The following is a 16,695-nucleotide window of genomic DNA, read 5'->3' on the forward strand; positions in this document are numbered from 1 at the left end:
GAGGGGTCGGGATCCGACATGGCCAGCATCGAAGAGGTCCGCGCCGCGATCGCACAGGCCGTCGAGAAGGCGGGGCAGAGCGTGAACGCCCTGCAACAGGCCGCCGACCTGGCCGAGGACGCGCAGGCACTGCTCAGCACGGCCACCCAGGGCAGCGTCCAGGCCGACGTGGAGCAGGCGAACGCGCGCTTCGCCGAGGTGGTCAGCGGCGTCACCGACCTGCAGCAGCACCTCGGCGCCGGGATCTCCCAGGCCGAGAGCATCAACTCCAGGTTGTGACGTGACCTCGGTAGGCGAGATCAAGCTCGCTCTCGAGCAGAGCTGCGAGTTCCTCAGGGACGCCTACCGCAGCGTGCGGGAGGCCCAGACCGCGTTGGACGAAGCGGTCGACATCCTGCTCGACGCGAGCGCCGACCACCACGAGTCCCTGGTGCCCGCCGGGTTCGTCGCCGCCGGCGAGCGGTTCGCCGACGAGTTGGAGCTGATCGTGGGCAGCCTGGAACTGGTCCAACGCCTAGCCGTGGAGCTGTGACGTGAGCAGGCGTGACGAGCGCCGCAGGAGGATCGAGGGCTCCTTCGAGGAGTTCCGCAAGGCGGTCGCCGCCGCGCTGGGCAACGCCTCGCGCGAGCACCGCCTCCTCGCCGACGAACGCGCCCGCGACATGTTCGAGGTGATCCTGCGCGGCGACGGCGTCGACCGGGCGCTGGCCGACCCGCTGCTGGCCGACGCGCTGGCCAACCCGCTGTTCGAGCAGCAGCTGGCGAGGGCGCTGATCGACCGGGTCGAGGCGTTCCGCGAGTGGTCCGAGCGCGGCCCGGACCAGCTGACCGCGCTGGTCGACGCGGCGGGCGCGGGACCGGCGTCCTGGCCGCCCGAGGCGTGGCTCGGCGCACCGGGCGCGGCCGACGGCGGCGAGGGCGTGCCCGAGCTGTGGCGCATCGGCACCGGCGTGGTGCGCGGCGCGCCCGAGCCGCAGCGGTTCCCGGTGGCGGTGCCGCTGCTGGACCACTCGCACCTGCACGTCTCCTCCACCCACGAGAGCCGGGCCGCGGCCGAGGCGCTGGTGGAGGGCCTGCTGCTGCGGGTGCTGAGCCACTTCCAGCCGGGCCTGGTGCACGTCCACGTGTGGGACGTCGGCCAGCTCACCGGCGCGCTGCCCGGCCTGTACCCGCTGACCAGGGCGGGCCTGCTGACCGTGCACGACCCGGCGCGGCTGCACGAGCTGCTGGACGAGCTGTCCGACCACATCCGCCGCGTGCACACCGGTGTGCTGACCGAGGGCCACCAGTCGGTGCGGGCGGTGGGCGGGCGGCGCACCGAGCCGTGGCGGGTGGCGGTGCTGTTCGGCAACCGGCAGCCGCTGCGGGAGGAGCACCAGCAGCAGCTGCAACGGGTCGCGCGCAACGGCCTGGCGGCCGGGATCCAGCTGTTCATCGTCGACATCCCGGTCACGGTCAACTCGCCGATCGAGACCGTCACGATCGCCGCCGACCAGTCCGCCACGTGCACGATGACCGGCAAGCACGTGGCCGTCGCGCTCGACCCGCCGCTGCCCCGCGCGCAGGTGCCCCGGGCCTGCGCGGCGATCGCGGACCAGCGCGAGGAGCGCCGCAACCGGCTCAGCACGTTCGCCGACCTGCTGCCGGAGCGCTTCTGGCGGGAGGACTCGTCGGCGGGCGTGCTCGCGCCGGTCGGGTTCCTCGAAGGCGAGCCGGTGCACGTGGGCCTGGGCGACACGTCGCCGCACGCGTTGATCGGCGGGCCGAGCGGCTCGGGCAAGACGAACTTCCTCTACGCCATGCTCGGCAGCCTCGCCGCCCGGTACGCGCCGGACGAGCTGGAGCTGTACCTGCTGGACTTCAAGGAGGGCGTGTCGTTCGCGCAGTTCGCGCCGGGCCGCAAGGACCCGACGTGGCTGCCGCACGCGCGCCTGGTCGGGGTGAACGTCAACACCGACCGCGAGTTCGGCGTGGCGCTGCTGGCGTTCCTGGCCGACGAGATGCGCCGGCGCGCGGACGCGGCCAAGCGGCACGAGGTCACCAAGCTGGAGCAGTTGCGCGAGGAGGACCCGCACGGCCACTGGCCGCGGATCGTGGCGGTGATCGACGAGTTCCAGTACCTGTTCGGCGAACGCGACCAGGTCACCGCGCAGGCCACCCAGCTGCTGGAGGACGTGGCCCGGCGGGGCCGCTCGCAGGGCATCCACCTGGTGCTGTCCAGCCAGGACGTGTCCGGCATCGAGGGGTTCTGGGGCAAGTCGGCGATCTTCGAGCAGTTCACCGTGCGCATCGCGCTGCCCAAGGCGCGCCGGGTGCTGGCCGAGCCGCAGAACGACGCCGCGGTGGAGTTGCCGCGCTGGCACGCCGTGGTCAACCACGAGTCGGGCGTGCGGCCGGGCAACGAGGTCGCGCGCATCCCCGACGCCACCGCCCGCGGCACGTTCGACGCCCTGCAGGCCGAGCTGCACCGGCTGCGCCCGGCGGACCTGACCGAGCCGATCCTGTTCGACGGCAGCAAGGTGCCCGCGCTGCGGGCGCTGCCGGACTTCCAGGCGTTGCGGCCGGTCCGCGGCGGCAGCCCCACCGTGCTGCTGGGCCAGGTGATCGACGTGGCGGGCAGCGCGGCGAAGGTGCGGTTCGCCCGCACGCCGGGCCGCAACATCGCGGTGCTCGGCTCACTGGCCGACGACGCGGCGGGCGTGCTGGGCGGCGCGGCGCTGTCGCTGGCCCGCCAGCACGAGCCGGGCGAGGCCCAGTTCACCCTCGCGTGCCTGGCCGAGGACGCCTGGCCGCACGCGCAGCGGCTGGCCAAGCGGTTGAGCGACGCGGGCCACACCGTGGAGTCGGTCGGCCTGGACGGCGTCCGGGAGCTGGTGGACAACACCGCGGCCCGGATCACCGCGAGCATGACCGGCGAGACGGGCGCGCCGCTGTCACCGCACTATCTGGTGGTTTACGCGGTGGACGCGGCGCACACCCTCTTGGAGGCGAAGGACCCGACGACCCGGGCGTCCGGGGTGGACGGCCTGCGGACCGTGCTCAAGCACGGTCCGGAGAACCGCACCCACGTGCTCGGCTGGTGGCGCGGCGCGCAACGGCTGAAGAACAGCCTGTCGCCGGGCGTCTACGACGACATCGGCGCGTGGATCGCGTTCGACATCCAGGGCAAGGAGCTGCTGTCGTTCGGACCGGAGCAGGTCATGGCGTGGTCACCGCGACCGCGGCGCGGCCTGTTCTTCGACCGGTTCGAGCACTCGCGGCCGCAGGTCGTCATCCCGTTCGACACCGGGGAGGAAACATGATCAGCCACGCCTCAGTCGTTCCCGCGCAGCGCACCAGCGGGCACGGCGCGCCGGAGGTCGAGGCGGTCTCGGCGATCGAGCGGTACCGGGAGGTCGTCGCGCTGGCCGGTGAGTCGGCGGAGCGGCTGCGCGCCGCCGACCGGGCCCGGGTGCGGCAGCTGCTGGAGCGGCTGGCCGAGTCGCAGGACCGGATGGCCGAGGTCATCGACCAGGAGAAGCTGGTCAAGCAGGTCGTCGCGGAGCACTGGGAGGCCGTGGTCGGGCTGCTCTGGGACGAGCGGTGGTTCACCATGACCACGGTGCCGCGGCCGGACGAGTCGGTGCCGCCGCGCGACCAGCGCGAGTACAACACCGCCCTGGACCTGGCGTTCCGGGCGCTGGAGGAGTCGCTGCAGAAGCGCGCGCTGTTCCGCTAGAAACCCCAGGAGACCGCGACGGTGTCGAAGTCCAGCTCGGCGCCGGCGCGGCGGTAGGTGGCCAGGGCGGCGGCGTTGTCCTTCTCGGTGCCGGTCCACACGCCGGTGCAGCCGCGTTCCCTGGCCACCCCGATCAGCCGGTCGATCAACGCGGAGGCGATCCCGCGCCGCTGGTGCGCCTCGTCCACGCCCAGCTCGTAGAGGAACATCTCCACCCCCTTGTCGGGGTGGATGGTCTCCACACCGGACACGAACCCGGCCGGCTCGTCGTCGACGTAGGCGATGAGCAGGTGGTGCCGCTCGTCGGCCAGGAAAGCGCGGGTCGCGTCCTCGCGCGGCACGTCGTCGAACAGGTGTCCCGCCGCCATCACCGCGGCCGACGACGTGATCCGCCGGATGTCCATGCGGGCGAGGGTAGCTCTTGGGTGATGATGCGGTCATGCGCGTGCTGTCCTCCCCCGCCGACGTCTCCACCGCCACCCCCGACCCCCTCGCCCGCTGGGCGGCGCAGGCCCTCCTCCCCGGCCGCGGCGGCGCGGCGTGGGCGCACGGCGACGCGGTGGCCGTGCTCGCGCCCGCGTTGTTCCGCTTCGACCGCCTGGTGCTCACCGGCCCCGCGGCCGACGTCTCGACGCTGCTGCGCGCCCACGTGCGCCCCGACGTGAGACCGGTGGTGGCGACCGCCGTCGCCGACGAGCTCGACTGGCCGGTCCACGGCACGTTCGGGTGGATGGAGCGCTCCGGCGGCCTCGACCCCGACCCCGGTGTCCGCTGGCTGTCCGAAGGGGAGGACGACGACGTCGAGGCGCTGCTGCGCAAGGCCAACCCCGACTCCTGGGTGCGGCCCCGCGAGCCGGGCCCGGTCCGCTGGGCGGGCCTGCACGTGGACGACGCGCTGGTCGCCGTCGCCGCGGACGCCTGGCCCTCGCCCGACGTCGGCTTCATCGCGGGCGTGGCCACCCACCCCGACCACCGCGGCAGGTCGTTGTCCACGAAGGTCTGCTCGTTCGTCGCGAGCGCGTTGCTCGCCGGGCACGGCACGTGCGGGCTGATGGTCGACCGGTCGAACGCGGCGGCCATCGCGGTCTACCGGCGGCTCGGTTTCGCCTACCGGAGCGTGACCGCACTGCGGGACCCAGCTCACACCTGAACGGCGGAACAGCGCCGCGCCGCCGAGCTGTTGCACGCGTTATGACGTTGCCGAGCACCGCGCGCGAGGTCCACCTCGCCTCCCGCCCCGAAGGCTTCCCCACCCCGGAGAACTTCGACCTGGTCGAAGTGCCGCTGCCGGAGATCGCCGAGGGGCGGTTACTGGTCCGCAACCTCGTGATGAGCGTGGACCCGTACATGCGCGGCCGGATGGGCCTCGGCAAGTCGTACGTGGCGCCGTACGGGATCGGCGAGGCCCTGACCGGCGGCGCGGTGGGCGAGGTCGTGGCGTCCGAGGCGCCCGGGTTCGAGGTGGGCGACACGGTGCTGCACGGCCTGGGCTGGCGCGAGTACAGCGCGGTGGACGCCGCGGAGGCGACCAAGGTCGACCCGCGGACCGCGCCCGTCGGCGCCTACCTGGGCGTGCTCGGCATGCCCGGCATGACCGCGTACGCGGGCCTGCTGGACGTCGCCTCGTTCAAGGAGGGCGACGTGGTGTTCGTCTCCGGCGCCGCGGGCGCGGTCGGCCAGGTCGCGGGCCAGGTGGCCCGGCTGCGCGGGGCCGCGCGCGTGATCGGCAGCGCGGGCAGCGACGCGAAGGTGAAGTACCTGGTGGACGAGCTGGGCTTCGACGCGGCGTTCAACTACAAGGACGGTCCCGTCGGCGAGCTGCTGCACCGGGCCGCGCCGGACGGCATCGACGTGTACTTCGACAACGTCGGCGGCGAGCACCTGGAGGCGGCGATCGACTCGGCCACCACGTTCGGCCGCATCGCCCTGTGCGGCTCGATCGCGAACTACAACACCAGCACCCCCACCGGGCCGCGCAACCTCGGCCTGGCCGTGGGCAAGCGCCTGACCCTGCGCGGGTTCCTGGTCAAGGACCACGAGCACCTGCGCGAGCAGTTCGTGCGCGAGGTCGGCGGCTGGATCGCCTCGGACGAGCTGCGCTACCAGGAGACCGTGACCGAGGGCATCGACCGGGCGCCGGCGGCGTTCATCGGCATGCTGCGCGGCGAGAACGTCGGCAAGGCCCTCGTGACCCTGTAGGACGGTCGGCGGTCGGGCGCCGCCGGCGATGCGCGACCGCCGCCGGCGTGCCCGACCCCAGCCCTGCCGGACCGTCAGCCGTGCCGGACCGTCAGCCGTGCCGGGCGAAGACCTCCCGGATCTCGCGCAGCGCGGCGGCCCGCTCGGCCTCGTCGTCGTACCACCCGGCCCGGCTCCCGACCACCGTCTCCGGGGTGAACTCCAGCCCGAACAGGTAGGCCTCGGTGCAGTACCCGAAGCCCGACTCGACCATCGGCTCCAAGCCCTCCCGCGCGCAGTGCGCCAAGAGCCCCTCGGCCTCCCGCCACTGCCCGCCGTCGAACCAGAACACCCCGCCGGCGTGGTGGATCGCGGCCCCGGTCGCCTCGTCGACGAGGTTCAGCGACTCGTAGTTCTCCGGGCGGTCGCGCACCAGGCGCACGAGGTCCTCGGGCACTCCCCGGTAGAGCGACTCCTGGACCGCGTAACCGCCCCTCCCGTACAGGTTCAGCTCCGACTCGTGGTCGAACGTCAGCAGCAGCGCGCGCCCTTCCGGCGTGAAGTACCAGACGGCCGACTGCCCGCCGGAGTCGTGCCAGGCGAACCGCTCCGCGCCGTCCACCACCACCGGCGTCACCTCGGCGATCTCGGCGACGATCGCCGCACGCCGCTTCACCTCGACCAGCTCGGTGGCGGCCAAGCCGTCCCACATGTCGACGTCCATGCGCGCAGGCTACGGACGACCACCGACAACCCCGGTCAGACGACCTCGCCGCCGGCGGCCACCACGCGCCCCTCGTGCACGACCACCGTGCGCGGCGCGCGGTCCATCACGGCCGCCGTCACCGTGTCACCGGGCACGACCACCAGCTCCGCCGGCGAGCCCTCGGTGAGCCCCAGGGCCTTCCCCATCACCGCCGCGCCGCCCCGGGTGGCGATGTCCACGCACATCTCGACCAGCTCGTCGCGCCGGAACCCGTTGCGGTAGGCCAACTGCCACGTCCGGTCCAGCATGTCGCCGTTGCCGTAGGGCGACCAGTAGTCCCGGATCCCGTCCTGCCCCAGCCCGAGCCGCACCCCCGCCCACCGCAACTGCCGCAGCGGCAGCGGTTCCCGCACACCCGGCGCGACGGTCGTCACCGCGACGTCGTGCTCGGCCAGCAGCTCCACCAGCTCCGTCCGCCGCGAGTCGTCCACGCCGGACAGCGCGAACGCGTGGCTGATCGTCACCTTCCCCCGCATGCCGAGCGCGCTCACCCGCTCGCAGATCAGCTCCACCTGGAACGCGCCCAACGTCCCGGCGTCGTGCAGGTGCACGTCCACCCCGCGCTGGTGCTTCTCCGCCAACCCGAACACGACGTCCAGGTGCCGCACCGGGTCCCGGTCGTAGCCCGCCGGGTCGAGCCCGCCGACCAGGTCCGCGCCGGCCCGCAGCGCCGCGTCCAGCAGCTCGGCGGTCCCCTTCTCGCGCAGGATGCCGCACTGCGGGAACGCCACCACCTCGACGTGCGCCCGCCCGGCGTGCGCCTCCCGGGCCGCGAGCACGCCTTCCAGCTTCTCCAGGCCCGAGTCGACGTCCACCTGCGCGTGGCTGCGCACGTGCGTCGCGCCGGACGCGATCGTCCGCCCGAGCGTGTGGGTGGCGCGTTCGGCCACGGACGCCTCGGCGGACCGCCAGTGGCGCCGGTCGTTGTCGATCAACCCGGCCAGTCCCTCGTCCGCGCTGTGCGGGCGGAACGGCAGTCCCAGCCGGGTGGAGTCGAGGTGCGCGTGGGCGTCGGTGAACGCGGGCAGCAGCACGCCGCCCCGCCCGTCGACCACCGCCACGCCGGGCGGCGGGTCGACGTCGGCGCCGAACGCCGCGACGCGCCCGTCCTCGCAGAGCACGTCGACCGGGGGCGTGCCCGGGACGTTCGGCCAGGGCCGCACGGAACGGATCAGCAGGTCACCGGTCACCAGGCGACGCTAGCCCCGCGGCACCGATGTCGCCAGCGAGGAGCTTGCCCGGGTTGAGCACGCCGGTCGGGTCGAGCGTCCGCTTGACCGACGCCAGCACGTCCAGCCCCAGCCGGCCGATCTCGGCTTCCAGGTACGGCGCGTGGTCGGCGCCCACCGCGTGGTGGTGGCTGATCGTGCCGAGCCCGGTGATGGCCTCGCTCGCGGCGGCCTTGGCGACCTGCCACTGGCCGATCGGGTCGGCGGCGTCCCGGGCCGCCAGCACGGTGAAGTACAGCGACGCGCCGGTCTCGTAGACGTGCGAGATGTGGCACATGACCACGCACCGGCCCAGCGCGTCGACCAGCGCCTCCCGCACCGCCGCGCGCAGGTCCGACACCTTCGACCAGTGCGTGGCCGTCTCCAACGTCTCCACGCACACGCCGACCTCCATCAGCGCGTCCCGCTGACGGGGTCCGTTGAACCGCCCGTGCCGCCACGCCTCGCCGAGCGCCTTGCCCAGGGACAGCGCCTCGACCCCGCGCAGGGTCTCCGCCCGCCGCCTCGCCACCTCGCGCTTCGAGGCGCCGTGCCAGCCGAGGACGAGCAGGCACGGTTCCCGCACGCCCCGCGCCTTCAGGTAACCCTTGAGCGCGTTGACCTTCCACCCGCCGCCCAGCGCCAGCGACACCTCGGTTTCGTCCACATCGGACAGCCGGGTCACGTCCGCCGGCACGCGCCGCTGCGCCACCTCCCGCACGAGGGCCGAGCCGCGCTCCCAGCCGTCGACCACGAAACCCTCGTACCGCTCGACCTCCGGCCGCCGCCGCACCCGCAGGGCGACCTCCGTGATCACGCCGAAGGCGCCTTCGCTGCCCACCACCAACTGCTTCAGGTCCGGCCCGGCGGCCGACGCGGGCGCGCCGCCCAACCGCCACTCGCCCACCGGCGTGGCCAGCCGCACGCCCTCCACCATGTCCTCGAACCGGCCATAGCCGGCGGACGCCTGACCGGCCGACCTGGTCGCGGCGAACCCGCCGATGGTGGCCCGCTCGTAGGACTGCGGCACGTGCCCGATGGTCAGCCCGTGCGCGGCCAGCAGCCGTTCGGCCTTCGGCGCCGGCAGGCCCGCCTGGAGCACGGCCAGCCGGGACACCGGGTCGACCTCGACCAGCTTGTCCAGCCGGTTCAGGTCGAGCGCGACCACCGCCGCCTTGTCCCCGCGCAGGGCGTTCACCCCGCCGACCACGGACGTGCCGCCGCCGAACGGCACCACCGCCACGTCGTGCTCGACGCAGACCTCCAGCACCTCGACGACCTGCTCGGGCGAGGCGGGGAGCACCACGGCGTCGGGCACGGCCGGCTCGCCGTCGCCGCGCTGCCGCAGCAGGTCCACGTAGGACAGCCCGCCGGCCCGGCCGAGGCGCGAGTCGGGGTCCACCCGCACGTAGCCGGGGCCGACCACCTCGCCCAGCGCCGTCCGCGCCGCGTCGCCCAGCGCGGACTCGGGCGCCACCGGCGCGCGGGCCGGCGTGCGGACCTCACCCAGCCCGGTCCGCTCCCGCAGCCACTTCAGCGCGTGCGGCGGTAGCGGGCCCGCGGTCGTGGTCCACCTGCCCCGGAGGGTGTGGTCGATGTGCTCGGTCACCGCTACAGTGTGACACATGACGTCTCAACGTCACAGTGATGACGCGCTCCTCGACGCGGCCCGCGACTGCGTGGTCGAGGTCGGGGTCCGCCGCACCACGCTGACGGACATCGCCAAACGCGCCGGCGTGAGCCGGATGACCCTCTACCGCCGGTTCCCGGACGTCGGCACGCTCGTCAGGGCTCTCATGACCAGGGAGTTCACCGCGCTGCTCCAGCGCGTCGAGGTGACCGGCGAGCACGCCAGGCAGCGGCTCGTGGCGCAGGCCATCGCGGGCATCCGGCTGCTGGCCGCCGACCCGGTGATGCGGCGGGTGCTCGACCTGGACGCCGAGCTGATGCTGCCCTACCTCGTGCGGCGGCTGGGGAGCACGCAGCGGCTCGTCGAGGCGTTCCTGACCGGGCGGATCGAGGAAGGCCACGCCGACGGCTCCATCCGGCCGGGCTCCACCGCCGCCCAAGCCCGGCTCGTGCTGCTGACCGCGCAGTCGCTGGTGCTCTCGATCCGGCCGGCCACCACCGACCTCGACTTCGAGGAACTGCTGACCGAGCTGGCCGCCTACCTGGACGCGGCGCTGTCGTGACCACCTCCCTGAACGCCGCCCGCCGCCGCGCCGACCTCGACCACCTGGCGTCCGCGACCGTCGACCTGCTCGTGATCGGCGGTGGCGTGACCGGCGCCGGCGTCGCGCTGGACGCGGCGTCACGCGGGCTGTCGGTGTGCCTGGTGGAGGCGCACGACCTGGCGTTCGGCACGTCGCGCTGGTCGAGCAAGCTGGTCCACGGCGGACTGCGCTACCTGGCCCAGGGCGAAGTCGGGCTGGCGTACGAGAGCGCGGTGGAGCGGGGCATCCTGATGACCCGGACCGCCCCGCACCTGGTGCGGGCGCTGCCGCAGCTCGTGCCGCTGCACGGCAAGGCGCACGACCCGGTCGTGATGGCCGGCCTGCGCGCGGGTGACGTGCTGCGCCGCATGGCCCGCACGCCGTCGCGCGTGCTGCCGGGCCCCCGCCACGTGCCGGCCGTCGAGGCGATGGCGTTGGCCCCCGGTCTGCGCCGGGCCGGGCTGCGCGGCGGGCTGCTCAGCTTCGACGGCCAGGTGGTCGACGACGCCCGCCTGGTCGTGGCCCTGGCCCGGACCGCCGCCGGGTTCGGCGCCCGGATCGTCACCCGCGCCCGCGCCACCGGGCTCACCGGCCGCGGCGCGCACGTGGTCGACACGCTCACCGGCGCGTCACTGCACGTCCGGGCGCGTGCGGTGGTCAACGCCGCCGGGGTGTGGGCGGGCGAGCTCGTGCCGGGCGTCGAGCTCCGCCCGTCCCGGGGCTCGCACCTCGTGCTGTCCGCGGCCACCGTCGGCCTGTCGGGCACGGCGCTGACCGTGCCCGTCCCGGGCGCCCGCAACCGCTTCGCGCTCGTGCTGCCCCAGCGTGACCGGCGGGTGTACGTGGGCCTGACCGACGAGCCGGTGGACGGCCCGATCCCGGACGTGCCCACCGTGCCGCGGTCCGACGTGGACTTCCTGCTTCGGGTCGCGTCGTCGGTGCTGGAGCGCGAGCTCACCCCCGCCGACGTGCTGGGCGCGTTCGCCGGGCTGCGCCCCCTGCTCGACACCGGCGACGGCCCCAGCGCCGACCTCTCCCGCCGGCACGCCGTGCTGACGGGCGACGGCGTGACCACGGTCGTCGGCGGCAAGCTCACCACCTACCGCCGCATGGCCGCCGACGCCGTGGACGCCACCGGCCTCACCGCGAACCGCTGCCGGACCGCGCGGATTCCCCTGGTGGGCGCGGGACCGGTCACCGGCCCGTCGCACCTGGCGGCTCGTTACGGCGCGGAGGCGCCGCGGGTCGCCGAGATCGGCGAGGTCGCCTGGGCCGTCCGCCACGAAGGCGCCCTGACCGCCGACGACGTGCTGGACCGCCGCACCCGGGTCGGCCTGGTGCCCGCCGAGCGCGCCGCCGCCGAACCGGCCGTCACCGCCGAGGTGGCCGAGGAGCTGGCCGCCCTGACGGCGACCTGAGCGTTCAACTCGGGGTGCCTGAACGTAGGACTCACGCGTTCCGAACGTAGGACTCACGCGTTCTGGAGGTAGAACACCCGAAGGGGGACCTCCTGGTGGAGGTCCCCCTTCGGGTGTTCAGGTCACTCGCCGATGATCGGCTTCGCGGCCTTCGGCGGCTCCTCGATCAGGGGCTCGCCCTCCAGCCGCACCTTGCGCTGGTGGTCCTTGCCGTCGCCGCCCTGGCCCGGGGCGCCCATCATCGGCGCGCCCATCATGCCCGCGCCGCCGACGCCACCGGGACGTCCGCCGCCCGCGCCCGGCGCACCGGCGCCACCCGCGCCGCCGCCCGCCGGGCCACCGGCCTGGCCGAGCACGCCGGACGAGCCGCCGGCCTGGAGCGTGGACCCGCCGGCGCCACCGCCACCGGCGCCACCCGCGAAGCCGCCACCACCGCCACCGCCGGCGAAACCGCCGCCGCCACCGGCGAAGCCGCCACCGGCGCCTCCGCCGGCACCGCCACCGGCGGTGGGCAGGTCAGCCGACACCGGCCGGATCGGCGGCACGGTCGGCACGGAGGGCGCGTTGCCCGTCGCGTACGTCGTGCCGCTCAGCGAAGGCGGCGTGGGCACCCGGCCCGCGGTCGAACCGGAACCGTCCGGCACCCACCGACCCGGCTCCCAGTGGCCACCGCTGCCGGACCCGCCGGAACCACCGGAGCCGGAACCGCCCGAGCCGCCGCCGGTGCCCACCGAGGGCGGACGGCTGACCACGGGACCGCCCGGACCACCCGGGTAGGCGCGGCTCGGGTCGGTCGCGCCGTCGATGCCCGGCCCGTAGCCCACACCGACCGTCGGCGGACGGCTCACCACCGGACCGATCGGGTTGGTGCCGCCGGACGGGATGGTCGACCCGCCGCCGCCACCGCCGCCGCCGGGGTTGTTCGTGTACCGCTCGTTCGCGCCCCGGTCCATGTCGGCGAGCCGGCGCTCGTCGAGGCCGAGCCCGCCCTGCGACAGCCGCGGTCCCGAGCCGCCACCGCCGCCGCCCTTGTTGGACGACGTCATCGCGGTGATCGCCTGCAGGATCTGCTTGGCGGTCTGGGCGATCTGCGCGACCGACTTGATCAGGTCGATCAGCTTCTTGAGCGAGTTGCCGAGCTTCTGCAGGAAGTCGGCGAGCTTCTTGGCGTAGTTGCACGCCATCTGCACGATGTCCGCGATCGCCGCGCCGATGGCCGCGCCGAAGGTCAGGAACGACGCCGCCAGCCACTGGATGATCTTCATGACCATGTCGGACACGGCCTGGCTGATCAGGTCCATGATGGTCTTGCGCACGGTCGCCACCAGCTCGCCCGCGCCCTTGGCCGCGCGCGAGATGCCCTGGGTGGCCTTGGACAGCGTCTCCAGCCCGGCCGCGTGCCTCTTGCTCGCCGCCCGGTACCCGTCGGCGGAACGGCCGCGCCAGGTCCGGGTCTCCTCCACCGACGTGCGGCGGTAGTCGGCGACGATGCCCTCGATCTGCTTGGCCGCGGACGCCCAGCTGTCGGACATCTTCTGGATGGCCTGCGGGTTGCCGAGCAGCGCGTCGAACGGCTCGCGCAGGAAGTCGACGTGCTGGATGGCCCAGCTGAACCCGGCGGACAGGAAGCCCGACAACGGGTTGCTGGCCATGCCGACGATGCCCATGGCGGTGTTCGCCATGCCGAGACCGGCCTGGACCCAGTCGCCGCGCTCGACCGCCGCGACGGTGCCCTGCACGTCGCTGATCAGGTGCGACGGGTCACGACCCTGGGAGGTGGTGGCTTGCCCGCTCATCCCCGTGCCTTTCCGGTGAAGCCGAACGCGTTGTCGAGGTCGACGTTCTCGTAGAGGTCCGCGACCTCCTTGAGGCCCTGGCACATGTCGGCGACGGTCTCCGCGGCCTGACCGAGGATGTCCTGCGACGAGCCGGCCGTCTTGAGCAGGAACTGCGCCAGGAACGAACCGAACACGCCGAAGGCGTCGGTCGACAGCGACGGGTCAGCGGTGTTGGTGGCCGAGAGCATCCGCTGCGTCAACTGGTCGACCGTGCCAGCGTGGGCCCGGATCTCCTCCGGGTTCACGTTGAACGAGTCGAACATGGTCATCTACCCCCTGCTCAGGCCATGACATCGGGTGGGTTGGTGAAGTAGTCGTCGTCGGGCCTGGTGTCTCGACGCTGCAACTCGGGCTCCGGTTCCACGGCGTCCGTGCCGTCACCCGAATAGCCGTTGGGCATCTTCGCCTTCACGAACTCCAGCGCGGGGCTGTCGCCGACGAACTCCGTCATGATCTCGACGACCTTGCCCGCCGCCGCGCGCTGCGCCTGCGCGACCGCGGTCATGATCGCGCCGGAGATCCGCTCGGGGTCCTCGCCGCGCAGCTGCGGGCGCAGGATCAGGTCGGTCAACGCGCCCGAGGCGTTGACGGTGACCGTGACCAGGCCGTCCGGGGACGTCGCGCTGCCGCCGACGCCACCGAGCTGCGTCTCGGCCTGCGCGGCGTTCCGCTTGGCCTGCTCGATCTTCTCTCCGTACTGCGCGAGCCACTGGTCCGGCTCCATGTTCACCCCTCACGGCCACGGGGCTTGCGGCCCTACTGCGCAATTCGACCCGTCGACCCTCGATTCGGTTCCCGGCGACGTATCGTTTCACCGAAACGTGATTTCTCGGGCACGTACCCCGGCGGATACCGCCGTTCGGCCTATTCTGTGAATTGTTTACTTGCCGTTCTGTTGGGTTTTCGCAACACTTCGTAGCATGAGTCCGGTGCGCCGGGGCCCTGGGCAACCCATCCACAACCGGATCGGGGTGCTTCGGGTCGAACGCGGTATGACCAGGGCGGGGTTGGCCGCGGCGGTCGGGGTCAACCCCCAGACGATCGGGGCGCTGGAGCGGGGCGACCACTACCCGAGCCTCGACCTGGCGCTGCGGATCTGCGCCGTGTTCGGCCTGCCGGTCGAGGCGGTGTTCAGCCGCACGCCGTTCGAACCGCTGTCCACGCAGGTCTACGGCTAGGCACGACCCGTCACGACAGGAGGAGGGCACGTGGCAAAGGGAGTGCTGGAGGTCGACCGGGTCTCCAAGCGCTACGGGGAGGTCGTCGCGCTCGACGGGATGACCTTCGACGTGCGGGCGGGCGAGCTGTACGGCTTCGTCGGCAGCAACGGCGCGGGCAAGACGACCGCGATGCGCATCGCGCTCGGCGTGCTGGCCGCCGACTCGGGCGAGGTGCGGTGGAACGGCGAGCCGATCACCTTCGAGACCCGCCGACGGATCGGCTACATGCCCGAGGAGCGCGGCCTCTACCCGAAGATGAAGGTGCTCGACCAGCTCGTCTACCTGGCCGAGCTGCACGGCCTGTCGACCAACGCCGCGCACCGCTCCGCCGACGAGTGGATCGCCCGCCTCGGCCTGCGCGACCGCCGCGACGACGAGGTGCAGAAGCTCAGCCTCGGCAACCAGCAGCGCGTGCAGCTGGCCGCGGCGCTGGTGCACGAGCCGGACGTGCTGGTGCTGGACGAGCCGTTCTCCGGCCTCGACCCGGTCGCGGTGGACGTGATGAGCCACGTGCTGCGCGAGAAGGCGGCGAGCGGCGTGCCGGTGGTGTTCTCCAGCCACCAGCTGGACCTGGTGGAGCGGTTGTGCGACCGGGTCGGCATCGTGCGCAGCGGCACGCTCGTGGCGTCCGGCACGGTGGCCGAGCTGCGCGCCGGCGGCGAGTCGAAGCTGGTGGTGGACGCCCCGCTGGCCCCGCCGGGGTGGGCCGACCACCTGCCGGGCGTGCGGTCGGCGCACACGTCGACCGGCCGCACGGTCCTGGAGGTCACGTCGGACGTGGACGACCAGGCCGTGCTGCGCGCCGCCCTGGACACGGGTCCGGTGCACGAGTTCGCCCGGCAGCGGCCGTCGCTGACCGAGTTGTTCCGCAGCGTGGTGACCGAGGAGTCCGCCGCATGAGCAGCCTCACCCCCGGACGGGCGGTGTTCCTGGTCTCGCGCCGGGAGTTCCTGGGCAAGGTGCGCACGAAGTCGTTCGTGTGGGGCACCCTGGTGATCATCGCCCTGATGGCGGGCTACGTGCTGCTCCAGGTCCTGCTGTTCGACGACGCCGGCCGCGACCGGGTCGCGCTGAGCGGCCAGGCCACCGCGCTCGCGGAGCCGTTGGAGCAGACCGCCCGGTCGTTCGGCCGCGAGGTGGAGACCGTCGACGTGACCGACGTGGCGGCGGCCGAGGAGCAGGTGCGCTCGGGCGACGTGGACGCGCTGATCACCGGCGCGTCGGACGACCTGCGCGTGGTGGTGAAGGACTCGCTGGGCGACTCGCTGCGCAACTCGCTCGACCTGCTGGTCAAGCAGCAGGTCCTGGACGCGAACCTGGCCGAGGCGGGCGTCGACCCGGCCGAGGTGGCGCGCGACGTCGAACGCGCGGGCGTCGACGTGGTGGCGCTGGAGCCGGAGGACCCGCGGAGCGGCCAGCGGCTGGCCATCGGCCTGGTGATCGCCGGGCTGCTGTACTACTCGCTGCTGGTCTACGGGGCGATGGTCGCGCAGGGCGTGGTGGAGGAGAAGTCCAGCCGGGTGGTGGAGCTGCTGCTGGCGACGCTGCGGCCGTGGCAGCTGCTGCTGGGCAAGGTGATCGGGCTCGGCGCGGTGGGGCTGCTCCAGCTGCTCGTGATCGGCGGCCTGGGGCTGGCGCTGGCGTCGCTGACGGGGGTGATCGACGTGGCGGGCGTGGCCGGCGGCGCGCTGGCCACCGGTCTGCTGTGGTACGTGCTCGGCTTCTTCCTGTACGCCACCGTCTTCGCCGCCGCGGCGTCGCTGGTGTCGCGCCAGGAGGAGCTCCAGGCGGTGCTGATGCCGATCAGCATGTCGATCGTGGTGGCGTTCCTGCTCGGCATCAACTTCATGGTCACCGACCCGGGCGGGACGACGGTGACGGTGCTGTCGCTGCTGCCGCCGTTCGCGCCGATCCTGATGCCGGGCCGGATGGCGATGGGCGTCGCGCCGACGTGGCAGGTGCTGCTGGCGATCGTGCTCGCGCTGGCCGCGATCGCGGCGATCACGTGGCTGGGCGGCAAGGTGTACTCCAACGCCGTCCTGCGCACGGGCGCGCGCGTGCGGCTGCGGGACGTGCTGCGCTGACCGGCGAACGCCGACCCCTCGACGGCGTCCGCCCCGACAGCTCAACCCTTGA

At 73.5% G+C, this 16,695-nt stretch carries 18 protein-coding genes; 11 read left to right on the forward strand and 7 right to left on the reverse strand.

Annotation, left to right across the window (positions count from 1 at the left end; translation table 11 throughout):
• Positions 1 to 18: 18 nt before the first annotated feature.
• The 4 genes from EDD40_RS20105 to EDD40_RS20120 are packed head-to-tail and all read left to right on the forward strand — an operon-like array spanning position 19 to position 3,718.
• Entirely contained in the window at positions 19 to 279 is a 261-nt protein-coding gene (locus EDD40_RS20105) for a hypothetical protein (RefSeq protein ID WP_123744292.1), read from the forward strand.
• A 1-nt stretch (position 280) separates the two neighbouring features.
• On the forward strand, positions 281 to 532 hold the full coding sequence (locus EDD40_RS20110; RefSeq protein ID WP_123744293.1) for a hypothetical protein: 252 nt from the start codon (positions 281 to 283) through the stop codon (positions 530 to 532).
• Between the two features lies 1 nt (position 533).
• Entirely contained in the window at positions 534 to 3,302 is a 2,769-nt protein-coding gene (locus EDD40_RS20115) for an FtsK/SpoIIIE domain-containing protein (protein ID WP_123744294.1), read from the forward strand.
• Positions 3,299 to 3,718 (forward strand): hypothetical protein, encoded by a 420-nt coding sequence (locus EDD40_RS20120; protein ID WP_123744295.1) that lies wholly within the window; start codon positions 3,299 to 3,301, stop codon positions 3,716 to 3,718. The genes EDD40_RS20115 and EDD40_RS20120 overlap by 4 nt, the downstream gene beginning before the upstream one ends.
• Here EDD40_RS20120 and EDD40_RS20125 read toward each other — a convergent pair.
• Positions 3,715 to 4,122, reverse strand: coding sequence for a GNAT family N-acetyltransferase (locus EDD40_RS20125; protein ID WP_123744296.1), 408 nt, complete (start codon positions 4,120 to 4,122; stop codon positions 3,715 to 3,717). The two genes, EDD40_RS20120 and EDD40_RS20125, sit on opposite strands and share 4 nt — an antisense overlap.
• 35 nt (positions 4,123 to 4,157) lie before the next feature.
• On the opposite strand from EDD40_RS20125, the gene EDD40_RS20130 reads away from it, so the two are divergent.
• Positions 4,158 to 4,868 carry a GNAT family N-acetyltransferase gene (locus EDD40_RS20130; protein ID WP_123744297.1) on the forward strand — a complete coding sequence of 237 codons (711 nt, stop codon included), beginning with the start codon at positions 4,158 to 4,160 and terminating at the stop codon, positions 4,866 to 4,868.
• Positions 4,869 to 4,909: 41 nt separating this feature from the next.
• On the forward strand, positions 4,910 to 5,917 hold the full coding sequence (locus EDD40_RS20135; RefSeq protein ID WP_123744298.1) for an NADP-dependent oxidoreductase: 1,008 nt from the start codon (positions 4,910 to 4,912) through the stop codon (positions 5,915 to 5,917).
• 91 nt (positions 5,918 to 6,008) lie between these two features.
• On the opposite strand, the gene EDD40_RS20140 is transcribed toward EDD40_RS20135, so the two are convergent.
• Genes EDD40_RS20140 through EDD40_RS20150 form a run of 3 tightly spaced genes read right to left on the reverse strand, consistent with a single transcriptional unit; the run spans position 6,009 to position 9,479 of the window.
• Entirely contained in the window at positions 6,009 to 6,620 is a 612-nt protein-coding gene (locus tag EDD40_RS20140; RefSeq protein WP_123744299.1) for a hypothetical protein, read from the reverse strand.
• A 35-nt stretch (positions 6,621 to 6,655) separates the two neighbouring features.
• Positions 6,656 to 7,852 carry an amidohydrolase gene (locus EDD40_RS20145; protein WP_123744300.1) on the reverse strand — a complete coding sequence of 399 codons (1,197 nt, stop codon included), beginning with the start codon at positions 7,850 to 7,852 and terminating at the stop codon, positions 6,656 to 6,658.
• Positions 7,842 to 9,479 (reverse strand): FAD-binding oxidoreductase, encoded by a 1,638-nt coding sequence (locus EDD40_RS20150; protein ID WP_123744301.1) that lies wholly within the window; start codon positions 9,477 to 9,479, stop codon positions 7,842 to 7,844. Before EDD40_RS20150 ends, EDD40_RS20145 begins: the two co-directional genes overlap by 11 nt.
• A gap of 16 nt (positions 9,480 to 9,495) precedes the next feature.
• Between EDD40_RS20150 and EDD40_RS20155 the strand changes: the two genes are divergently transcribed.
• Together EDD40_RS20155 and EDD40_RS20160 are read left to right on the forward strand one after the other, a co-directional pair.
• Positions 9,496 to 10,062, forward strand: coding sequence for a TetR/AcrR family transcriptional regulator (locus EDD40_RS20155; RefSeq protein WP_123744302.1), 567 nt, complete (start codon positions 9,496 to 9,498; stop codon positions 10,060 to 10,062).
• Positions 10,059 to 11,501, forward strand: a complete 1,443-nt coding sequence (locus tag EDD40_RS20160) for a glycerol-3-phosphate dehydrogenase/oxidase (protein ID WP_170185146.1) — start codon at positions 10,059 to 10,061, stop codon at positions 11,499 to 11,501. Before EDD40_RS20155 ends, EDD40_RS20160 begins: the two co-directional genes overlap by 4 nt.
• 122 nt (positions 11,502 to 11,623) lie before the next feature.
• Here the strand turns inward: EDD40_RS20160 and EDD40_RS41060 are convergent, their stop codons facing one another.
• Genes EDD40_RS41060 through EDD40_RS20175 form a run of 3 tightly spaced genes read right to left on the reverse strand, consistent with a single transcriptional unit; the run spans position 11,624 to position 14,063 of the window.
• Positions 11,624 to 13,297 (reverse strand): WXG100 family type VII secretion target, encoded by a 1,674-nt coding sequence (locus tag EDD40_RS41060; protein ID WP_148088844.1) that lies wholly within the window; start codon positions 13,295 to 13,297, stop codon positions 11,624 to 11,626.
• Positions 13,294 to 13,608, reverse strand: a complete 315-nt coding sequence (locus tag EDD40_RS20170; protein ID WP_123744303.1) for a type VII secretion target — start codon at positions 13,606 to 13,608, stop codon at positions 13,294 to 13,296. The genes EDD40_RS41060 and EDD40_RS20170 overlap by 4 nt, the downstream gene beginning before the upstream one ends.
• Before the next feature lie 11 nt (positions 13,609 to 13,619).
• Positions 13,620 to 14,063: a YbaB/EbfC family nucleoid-associated protein gene (locus EDD40_RS20175; RefSeq protein WP_123748157.1), complete on the reverse strand. Its 444-nt coding sequence runs from the start codon at positions 14,061 to 14,063 to the stop codon at positions 13,620 to 13,622.
• Between the two features lie 196 nt (positions 14,064 to 14,259).
• Here EDD40_RS20175 and EDD40_RS20180 point away from each other — a divergent pair, with 196 nt between their 5' ends.
• The 3 genes from EDD40_RS20180 to EDD40_RS20190 are packed head-to-tail and all read left to right on the forward strand — an operon-like array spanning position 14,260 to position 16,643.
• A complete protein-coding gene (locus EDD40_RS20180; RefSeq protein ID WP_123744304.1) occupies positions 14,260 to 14,517 on the forward strand; it encodes a helix-turn-helix transcriptional regulator in 258 nt (85 codons plus the stop codon).
• 30 nt (positions 14,518 to 14,547) lie between these two features.
• The gene (locus EDD40_RS20185) at positions 14,548 to 15,459 is read left to right on the forward strand and encodes an ABC transporter ATP-binding protein (RefSeq protein ID WP_123744305.1); all 912 of its coding nucleotides are present in this window, start codon (positions 14,548 to 14,550) and stop codon (positions 15,457 to 15,459) included.
• Positions 15,456 to 16,643, forward strand: a complete 1,188-nt coding sequence (locus EDD40_RS20190) for an ABC transporter permease (RefSeq protein ID WP_123744306.1) — start codon at positions 15,456 to 15,458, stop codon at positions 16,641 to 16,643. The genes EDD40_RS20185 and EDD40_RS20190 overlap by 4 nt, the downstream gene beginning before the upstream one ends.
• Positions 16,644 to 16,695 lie beyond the last annotated feature (52 nt).

Origin of the sequence: Saccharothrix texasensis, from assembly GCF_003752005.1 — a bacterium.
In the GTDB taxonomy this organism is placed as follows: Bacteria; Actinomycetota; Actinomycetes; order Mycobacteriales; family Pseudonocardiaceae; genus Actinosynnema; species Actinosynnema texasense.

Excerpts from the sequence above, each read along its gene's own strand:
- EDD40_RS20105 (WP_123744292.1), top strand. The coding sequence starts at position 19 with ATGGCCAGCATCGAAGAGGTCCGCGCCGCGATCGCACAGGCCGTCGAG.
- EDD40_RS20120 (WP_123744295.1), top strand. The coding sequence starts at position 3,299 with ATGATCAGCCACGCCTCAGTCGTTCCCGCGCAGCGCACCAGCGGGCAC.
- EDD40_RS20125 (WP_123744296.1), bottom strand. The coding sequence starts at position 4,122 with ATGGACATCCGGCGGATCACGTCGTCGGCCGCGGTGATGGCGGCGGGA.
- EDD40_RS20130 (WP_123744297.1), top strand. The coding sequence starts at position 4,158 with ATGCGCGTGCTGTCCTCCCCCGCCGACGTCTCCACCGCCACCCCCGAC.
- EDD40_RS20135 (WP_123744298.1), top strand. The coding sequence starts at position 4,910 with ATGACGTTGCCGAGCACCGCGCGCGAGGTCCACCTCGCCTCCCGCCCC.
- EDD40_RS20140 (WP_123744299.1), bottom strand. The coding sequence starts at position 6,620 with ATGGACGTCGACATGTGGGACGGCTTGGCCGCCACCGAGCTGGTCGAG.
- EDD40_RS20155 (WP_123744302.1), top strand. The coding sequence starts at position 9,496 with ATGACGTCTCAACGTCACAGTGATGACGCGCTCCTCGACGCGGCCCGC.
- EDD40_RS41060 (WP_148088844.1), bottom strand. The coding sequence starts at position 13,297 with ATGAGCGGGCAAGCCACCACCTCCCAGGGTCGTGACCCGTCGCACCTG.
- EDD40_RS20170 (WP_123744303.1), bottom strand. The coding sequence starts at position 13,608 with ATGACCATGTTCGACTCGTTCAACGTGAACCCGGAGGAGATCCGGGCC.
- EDD40_RS20175 (WP_123748157.1), bottom strand. The coding sequence starts at position 14,063 with ATGGAGCCGGACCAGTGGCTCGCGCAGTACGGAGAGAAGATCGAGCAG.
- EDD40_RS20180 (WP_123744304.1), top strand. The coding sequence starts at position 14,260 with ATGAGTCCGGTGCGCCGGGGCCCTGGGCAACCCATCCACAACCGGATC.
- EDD40_RS20190 (WP_123744306.1), top strand. The coding sequence starts at position 15,456 with ATGAGCAGCCTCACCCCCGGACGGGCGGTGTTCCTGGTCTCGCGCCGG.